The 7,420-nt window shown below is 67.2% G+C and carries 8 protein-coding genes; 6 read left to right on the top strand and 2 right to left on the bottom strand.

The features are described from left to right. On the bottom strand, positions 1-1,719 hold a 1,719-nt coding region (locus tag AC2VOP_RS18220), incomplete at its 3' end, for an AMP-dependent synthetase/ligase (RefSeq protein WP_486962267.1). An 83-nt stretch (positions 1,720-1,802) separates the two neighbouring features. On the opposite strand from AC2VOP_RS18220, the gene AC2VOP_RS18215 reads away from it, so the two are divergent. The 5 genes from AC2VOP_RS18215 (at position 1,803) to AC2VOP_RS18195 (ending at position 5,261) form a co-directional block, all read left to right on the top strand. Beyond that, the gene (locus AC2VOP_RS18215; RefSeq protein ID WP_486962266.1) at positions 1,803-2,198 is read left to right on the top strand and encodes a polyketide cyclase / dehydrase and lipid transport; all 396 of its coding nucleotides are present in this window, start codon (positions 1,803-1,805) and stop codon (positions 2,196-2,198) included. 82 nt (positions 2,199-2,280) lie between these two features. Further along, positions 2,281-2,739, top strand: coding sequence for an SRPBCC family protein (locus AC2VOP_RS18210; RefSeq protein ID WP_486962265.1), 459 nt, complete (start codon positions 2,281-2,283; stop codon positions 2,737-2,739). Positions 2,740-2,745: 6 nt separating this feature from the next. Next, a complete protein-coding gene (locus AC2VOP_RS18205) occupies positions 2,746-4,020 on the top strand; it encodes an ArsA family ATPase (protein ID WP_486962264.1) in 1,275 nt (424 codons plus the stop codon). A 22-nt stretch (positions 4,021-4,042) separates the two neighbouring features. Beyond that, the gene (locus AC2VOP_RS18200) at positions 4,043-4,435 is read left to right on the top strand and encodes a hypothetical protein (protein ID WP_486962263.1); all 393 of its coding nucleotides are present in this window, start codon (positions 4,043-4,045) and stop codon (positions 4,433-4,435) included. 94 nt (positions 4,436-4,529) lie between these two features. Further along, positions 4,530-5,261, top strand: a complete 732-nt coding sequence (locus AC2VOP_RS18195; protein WP_486962268.1) for a lysophospholipid acyltransferase family protein — start codon at positions 4,530-4,532, stop codon at positions 5,259-5,261. Positions 5,262-5,294: 33 nt separating this feature from the next. On the opposite strand, the gene AC2VOP_RS18190 is transcribed toward AC2VOP_RS18195, so the two are convergent. Further along, positions 5,295-6,545: a glycosyltransferase 87 family protein gene (locus AC2VOP_RS18190; protein ID WP_486962262.1), complete on the bottom strand. Its 1,251-nt coding sequence runs from the start codon at positions 6,543-6,545 to the stop codon at positions 5,295-5,297. A gap of 81 nt (positions 6,546-6,626) precedes the next feature. Between AC2VOP_RS18190 and AC2VOP_RS18185 the strand changes: the two genes are divergently transcribed. Further along, the coding region (locus tag AC2VOP_RS18185; RefSeq protein ID WP_486962261.1) for a hypothetical protein at positions 6,627-7,420 on the top strand (794 nt) is incomplete at its 3' end.

Here is a 7,420-nt window from a genome sequence, read left to right as displayed (position 1 = left end):
GGCTTCGGTGAAGTCGACCGGCAGGATCGCGAACTTGCGGATCGACTCGGCATGCGAGACCGAAAGATTGGCCTGTTTGACGGCGGCATCCACTTCGGCCAGCAGATCGGGGTCGGTGGCGAGGTCGGCGACCGACGCGTCGACGGCTTTGCCGTTGCGCTGCTTCCAGCCGTCGAACGCCTCGGGGTCGATGGTGATCAGTGCGCCGACGAATGGCTTGGCGTCGCCGACGGCCATCGCCTGGCTGATCAGCGGGTGCGCCCGAAGTTGGTCCTCCAGCACCGCCGGGGCGACGTTTTTGCCGCCCGCGGTGACGATAATCTCCTTCTTGCGGCCGGTGATCTTCAGGTAGCCGTCGGCGTCGATGGCACCGAGATCTCCGGTTTTGAACCAGCCGTCCGACATCGCCTCTGCGGTGGCCTGCTCGTTGCGCCAGTAGCCGCTGAACACCACCCCACCGCGCACCTGCAACTCGCCGTCCTCGGCGATGCGCATGCTGTTGCCCGGCACCAGCTTTCCGACCGTGCCGACTTTCATATCGCCGACCGGGTTGACGGTGATCGCAGAAGTGGTTTCGGTCAGTCCGTAGCCCTCGTAAATGGTCAGGCCGACGCCGCGGTAGAAGTGGCCCAACCGCTCGCCGAGTGGCGCCCCGCCGGATACCGAGGCGCGGCAGTCGCCGCCCAGTGCCGCACGCAGCTTGTGGTACACCAGCCGGTCGAACACCGCGTGCTTGGCGCGCAGCAGCAGACCCGGGCCGCCCGCCCCACCATGGTCGTTGGCCTCGCTCCAGTCCACCGCGGTCTGGGCGGCGCGCTCGAAAATGCGGCCCTTCCCACCGTCCGCGGCGTTCTGCGCGGCGGTGTTGTACACCTTTTCGAACACGCGCGGCACCGAGACCACCACCGTCGGCTTGAACACCGCGAACATCGGGAGCAGGTTCTTGATGTCGCTGGTGAACCCGACGACCACCTTGTTGGCGAACGCTCCCAGTGTCAGCGCTCGGGCCAGTACGTGGGCCAGCGGCAGGAAGACCAGCAGGCGCTGACCCTCGGCCACCAGGGTCGGCAACGCCGCTTTGGTGCCGCGTACCTCATAGACCAGGTTGGCGTGGGTGAGCTGGCATCCCTTGGGCCGGCCGGTGGTGCCCGAGGTGTAGATCAGCGTGGCAGCGTCGGCGGCGCGCAGTGCCGACAGCCGCGCGGTCAGCTCCTCGGGTTTCACCGACGCGCCGGACTGCGTGAGCGCATCGAGCGCGCCGGTCTGCGACTCGTCGATGGTCAACACTCGGCGCAGCGCCGGCAGATCGTCGGCGAGCTGGTCGACCATGTCAGCGTGCGCAGCGGTCTCAGCGAAGGCCAGCACCGCCCCGGAGTCCTGCATCACCCAACGCACCTGCTCCGCCGACGACGTTTCGTAGATCGGGACGGTAACCGCGCCGGCGGCCAGGATGGCGAAGTCGAGGATCGCCCACTCATAACGGGTGGCCGAAAAGATGGCCACCCGGTCACCGGGCTGCACCCCCAGGGCAATCAAACCCAGCGCGGCCGCCCGGATCTGGGCAGCCGCGGTCGCGCACGTGACGTCCCGCCATGCCCCGTCGACCAACCGCTGGTAAATGACCAGGTCCGGGTCGGTGCGCTCGTACTCGAAGACCACGGCGACGACGTTGTCGCGCTCGTCGACGGTGAACGGCGCGGGGGCGGTGAATTCACGCACTGTGCTGGCCTCTCCTTCGCGACTTGCCTCCACCCTAGTTGTCTACGGTGTGCTGCCGATCCGTGGTATGTGAAGCTGAAGCGGTGAGCAGCATTCAGATCGCGGACGAGACGTTCCTCGCCGCGACGCCGGCGCAGGCCGGCGCCGCGGTAGCCGATCCGTCCACCTGGCGGAGGTGGTGGCCGGACCTGCAGCTGCAGGTCGTCGAGGACCGCGCCGAGAAGGGAATCAGGTGGACGGTCGCCGGTGCGCTCACCGGCACCATGGAGATCTGGCTGGAGCCGTCGCTTGACGGTGTGGTCCTCCATTATTTTCTGCACGCCGAACCGTCCGGGGCGGTGGGTTGGCAACTGGCCCGGATGAACCTTGCCAAGATGACGCATCGCCGAAGGGTAGCCGGCAAGAAGATGGCTTTCGCGGTGAAGGAAACCCTGGAACGCTCGCGGCCGGTCGGTGTTGCACCGTCGGCGCTGGCCTGACCGGATCAGCGCCGGGCCTGGCGGGGTACCGTTTCACATCGACGGACTGGTGGCAAACGTAGGTGACTAGGGAAACGATCACGTGGCGGACAAAACGGCACAGACGATCTTCATCGAGGCAGATCCAGGCACGGTAATGGACGTCATTGCCGACGTCGGCTCCTACCCCGATTGGGTCTCGGAGTACAAAGAGGCCGAGGTGCTGGAGGCCGATGCCGACGGCTACCCGAAGGTGGTCCGCTTTGTGATGGACGCCGCCGTCCTCAAGGACACCCTGGTGTTCTCCTACGACTGGCCGGCCGACCGGCGCTCGGTGCGCTGGTCACTGGTGTCGAGTTCGCTGGTGAAAGCTCTGGACGGGGAGTACCGCCTGGAAGCCAAGGGATCCGGCACCGAGGTCACCTATGAGCTCTCGGTCGACCTGGCTATCCCGATGATCGGGCTGCTCAAACGCAAAGCAGAACGCAGGCTGACCGATACCGCGTTGAAGGACCTGAAGAAACGAGCCGAGCCCCGGGTGAAACCGAGTGAGCCCGAGTGAGCTCGAGTGAGCTCGAGTGAGCCCCCGCCGCCGACCCCGGCCCGCATCAGTCTGTTCGTCGGTAAGGGTGGGGTAGGCAAATCCACCCTCTCGGCGGCAGCTGCCGTGGCGGCCGCGCGGGCCGGTCATCGAGTGCTGGTGGTCTCCACCGATCAGGCGCACTCGCTGGGTGACGTACTCGGCGTCCCGGTTCCGCCGACCGGCGGACGCGACCCGGTCCGGGTCGTCGTTGACGATGCCGACGAGATCGAGGTCAGCGGCGGCATGTTGGGCGCGCTGGCGCTAGACACCCTGGCACTGCTCGAAGCGCGCTGGCGTGACGTAGTCGACCCGTTGGCTGCCCGCCTCCCAGATTCTGAACTGGCCAGCATTGCACCCGAGGAGCTTTCCGCGCTGCCCGGTATCCAGGAGTTGCTCGGCCTGTACGCGGTCGGCGAGCTGGCCGTGAGCGGAGAGTGGGATCAGATCGTGGTCGACTGCGCGTCCACCGCCGACGCGCTGCAGATGCTCACCCTGCCGGCCACGATCGCGCTCTATAGCGAGCGGGCCTGGCCGCGGCACCGCAGGCTCGCGGCGGCCGACGACGCCCGGTCTGCAGCGCTGGTCGAGCTGACCGAGCGGGTGAGCGCCGCGGCCGAATGGCTCATCGCCCTGCTGAGCGACGAGGCGCTGGTCAGCGCGCATCTCGTGCTGACCGCCGAACGTGTGGTGGCCGCCGAGGCGATTCGCACCCTGGGATCGTTGGCGTTGATGGGCGTGCATGTCGAAGAGCTGATCGTGAACCAGATTCTGATACAAGATGATTCGTACGCCTACAGTGGTCTGCCCGATCACCCGGCCTTCGACTGGTATGCGGAGCGGATCCGCGAGCAGCGGACCGTCCTGAACGAATTGGATACGGCTATCGGTGACGTGGCACTGGTGTTGGTCCCGCACCTGGCCGCCGAGCCGATCGGCCCCAAGGCGCTGAGTGAGCTGCTCGATGGCGTCCGCCACCGCGATGGAGCTGCGCCGCCGGGGCCATTGCGGCCCGTAGTGGACCGCGAGTCCGGTTCCGGACTGGGTGCGGTGTACCGACTGCGGCTAGAGTTGCCCCAGGTCGACGCGGGCACACTCACGCTGGGCCGGGCCGGCGACGACTTGATCATCGGCGCGGGCGGAATGCGTCGCAGAGTGCGATTGGCGTCGGTGCTGCGGCGCTGCACAGTATCAGACGCGGCGCTGCGTGGCAGTGAGCTGACGGTGCGTTTTCGACCGGACCCGAAGGTGTGGCCTACGTGACCGATGAAGAGGAGCGCAGCAGGTGACCCGCGTACACCCCGACCTGGGTGAGTTGGGCCCTGAGTTGCGCAAGCTCGCGCAGGCCATCCTGGACGGAATCGACCCCGCGGTGCGCGCCGCGGCGCTGCTGGCGTCGGCCGACGGCCCCGGCAAGTGCCAGCAGATGTGGTGTCCGGTGTGTGCGCTGGTCGCGCTGGTGACCGGTGAGGAACACCCGCTGCTGACCGTGATCGCCGAACACAGTGTCGGGCTGCTCGCGGTGGTTCGCGCCGCCTTGAACGACGCCGGCGACGCTCCGGACGCCGGCGGTCCGCCCACTCCGCCGGAGGGCCCGGCCGGCGGCGGGGCCGACACCGCCGACGCCGGTGCGGACGAGGGTGGCTACCAACACATCCCGGTCACCATCGAAGAATGAGCTCGTCGTACTGGTCGGCAACTGACCTAACCGGCAGGTAAGGTTGGCGCACAGCACACTATCTTCCGGGGTGCGCGGGCAAGTGGGAGGGCAGATGTGGTACTGGCTGTTCAAGTACATCTTCATGGGCCCGTTGCTGGCGTTGCTCGGCCGACCCAAAGTCGAAGGGCTGGAAAACGTCCCCGGTAGCGGGCCGGTGATCCTGGCCAGTAACCACCTGGCGGTCGCCGACAGCTTCTACCTTCCGCTGGTAGTGCGGCGGCGCATCACCTTTCTGGCAAAGTCCGAGTACTTCACCGGCACTGGACTCAAGGGCCGGTTCACCCGCTGGTTCTACAACGCAGCCGGGCAGGTGCCGATCGACCGCACCGACGCCGACTCTGCGCAAGCGGCGCTGAACACCGCCGAGCGGCTGTTGGCCGACGGCAAGTTGCTGGGCATCTACCCGGAAGGCACCCGCTCGCCCGACGGCCGGCTGTACAAGGGTAAGACCGGACTGGGCCGGATTGCGCTGCACACCGGTGTCCCGGTCATCCCGGTGGCGATGATCGGCACCGACGTCGTCAATCCGCCCGGCACCAAAATGTGGCGCTTCGGTAGGGTGACCGTCCGGTTCGGCAAGCCGATGGACTTCTCGCGGTTCGAGGGGTTGGCCGGCAACCGCTTCATCGAACGCGCGGTCACCGACGAGGTGATCTACGAGCTCATGGAGCTGTCCGGCCAGGAGTACGTCGACATCTACGCGGCCAGCGTGAAAAATGGCGTCGGAGAGAAGTCAGTATCCGGCCAGTCGGCCACCCGGATTCCGGAGACCGCAGCGGGCTAATTGAGGGTCCCGGGTCGGGCTCGCATGACCCGGTCAACCGGCGGCCGGCATCGGTGCCGGGACCGGCGTCGTCGGTGACTGCGGCACCGCGGCGGTCCTTACCGTGATCCCGGCGGTGACGACGACCGCCAGTGCCCACCAGACGTAGGACATTCCGGCCAATTGGCGCCACCACGACGCTGTGGTCTCATGATGCTCGGGCAGCAAGTTGATCGGGCTCCACACCATCAGCCCCACCCCGGCCGTGCTGAGCACGGCCAACGGCCAAGCGCGCCGCCGATACGCCAGCACGCCGGTCACCACCACCGCGGGCAGCATCCACACCCAGTGGTGCGACCACGAAACCGGGGAAACCACCAGCCCGAACAAGGCTACGCAGATCAGTGCCAGGATCGGTTCGCCAGCGCTGAGCACGCGCCGGGCCGACCACACGGTGACCGTCAGCACCAGCAGGCATCCGACTGCCCACACCAGGAAGCGCTGCTGTTCGGTGAGCGTCAGCCGGGCCAGCGCACCGACCAGGTTCTGGTTGGTGTTCAGCGCCGCGCCGCCGATCCGGCCGGTGTTACCGATGGTGCCGGTCCAGTACTGCCACGAGTCGCGCCAGGCCGCCACGAACCCCACCAGCGTCGCCGCCGCGAAGGACGCCACCGTGGTGAGCACGGCTCGGCCGTCGCGGCGCAGCAGGAAATACAGTAAAAACACCGCCGGGGTCAGTTTCAGTGCGACCGCTAAGCCCAACAGCACACCGCGCGGCCAGGGCGTGCGGCGCGGCACGCAGTCGGCGATCACCAACGTCATCAGCACAACGTTGATCTGGCCGAAAGCGAAATTCGACCGGATCGGCTCGAGTCCGATCGCTGCCGGCGCCACGATGGCCCCGGCCAACCAGCAGCGCTGCAACCACGCCGGTTCGGGTGCGACTTCGGAACCGAGCTCGACACCAATCCCGGCGAGCAGGATCGCCATCGTGGCGATCAGCAACGCCAACGTCGTGCACGTGATTGCCGCGCTGGCAATCGGCAGCGGCAGCCAGCGCAGCGGGCAGAACGCGACGGCCGCCAGCGGCGGATAGGTGAACGGCAGGTCGAGTCCGCTTGCGGTGTGGAACAACGCGTCGTCGGCATACAGGGGGCGGCCGTCCAGCCATGCTCCCGCACCCATCCGGTAGACGTCGACGTCGATGCGATAGTTTGCGCGGCCTAGCAGCCGCCAGGCCGCATAACCCAGGGTGATGACGACCAGTGACTGAAACACCGGCCACGCCCGTCGATAGAGACTCATGTCAACCATCAGAGTATCGGGGTGCACGCCACGCCGAGCCTCATCCGAGCCGCATGCGGCGGGGCGGCGTAGGTTTTTTAGGTGCTCGACTGGCTGCAACACGACATCGTGGACCGCGGCAGGCTTCCGCTGCTGTGCTGCCTGCTCGCATTCCTGGCGACTTTTCTGGTGACGCGCACCGTCGTGCGTTACATCCGAAACCACGCCGACAGTGCCGCCCCGCGCAGATGGTGGCAGCCGCGCAACGTCCACATCGGCTCGCTGCACATCCACCATGTGGTATTCGGGGTTTTCCTGGTGATGCTCTCCGGGGTGGCGCTGATCACCCTGTCCGTCGACGGTCATGAGTCGGAATTCACTGTGGCTGCAACGGTTTTCGGTATCGGCGCAGCGCTGGTGCTCGACGAGTACGCATCGATACTGCATTTGTGCGACGTGTACTGGGAACAGGACGGCCGCGCCTCGGTGGACGCGGTGTTCGCCGCGGCCGGGGTGACGGGTCTGCTGGTGCTGGGTTTTCACCCGCTGACCTTCCTGCTGTCGCTGTGGCGCGACACCTCCTCGCCGCTGATCCGCACGGGCGTGTTCGCCGGTCTGGTGACGTCGCTGCCCCTGGCGGTGCTGGTGGTGTCCAAAGGCAAGGTGTGGACGGGGCTGACCGGGATGTTCTTCCTCCCGCTGCTGGTCGTCGGCGCCATCCGGCTGTCCCGGCCGCACGCTCCGTGGGCCCGCTGGTGCTACACCGGGCGACCCGAGAAGATGCGGCGCGCGCTGCAGCGGGAACGCCGGCTGCGTCGCCCGGTGGTCCAGCTCAAACTCTGGCTGCAGGACATGGTTGCCGGCCGGCCCGGGGTTCGCAACGACCGTGCGGTGGA

This window comes from Mycobacterium sp. TH-M106 (assembly GCF_057473765.1).
This window is presented reverse-complemented; position numbering and strand designations above follow the sequence as displayed.

Excerpts from the sequence above, each read along its gene's own strand:
- AC2VOP_RS18195 (WP_486962268.1), top strand. The coding sequence starts at position 4,530 with ATGTGGTACTGGCTGTTCAAGTACATCTTCATGGGCCCGTTGCTGGCG.
- AC2VOP_RS18190 (WP_486962262.1), bottom strand. The coding sequence starts at position 6,545 with ATGAGTCTCTATCGACGGGCGTGGCCGGTGTTTCAGTCACTGGTCGTC.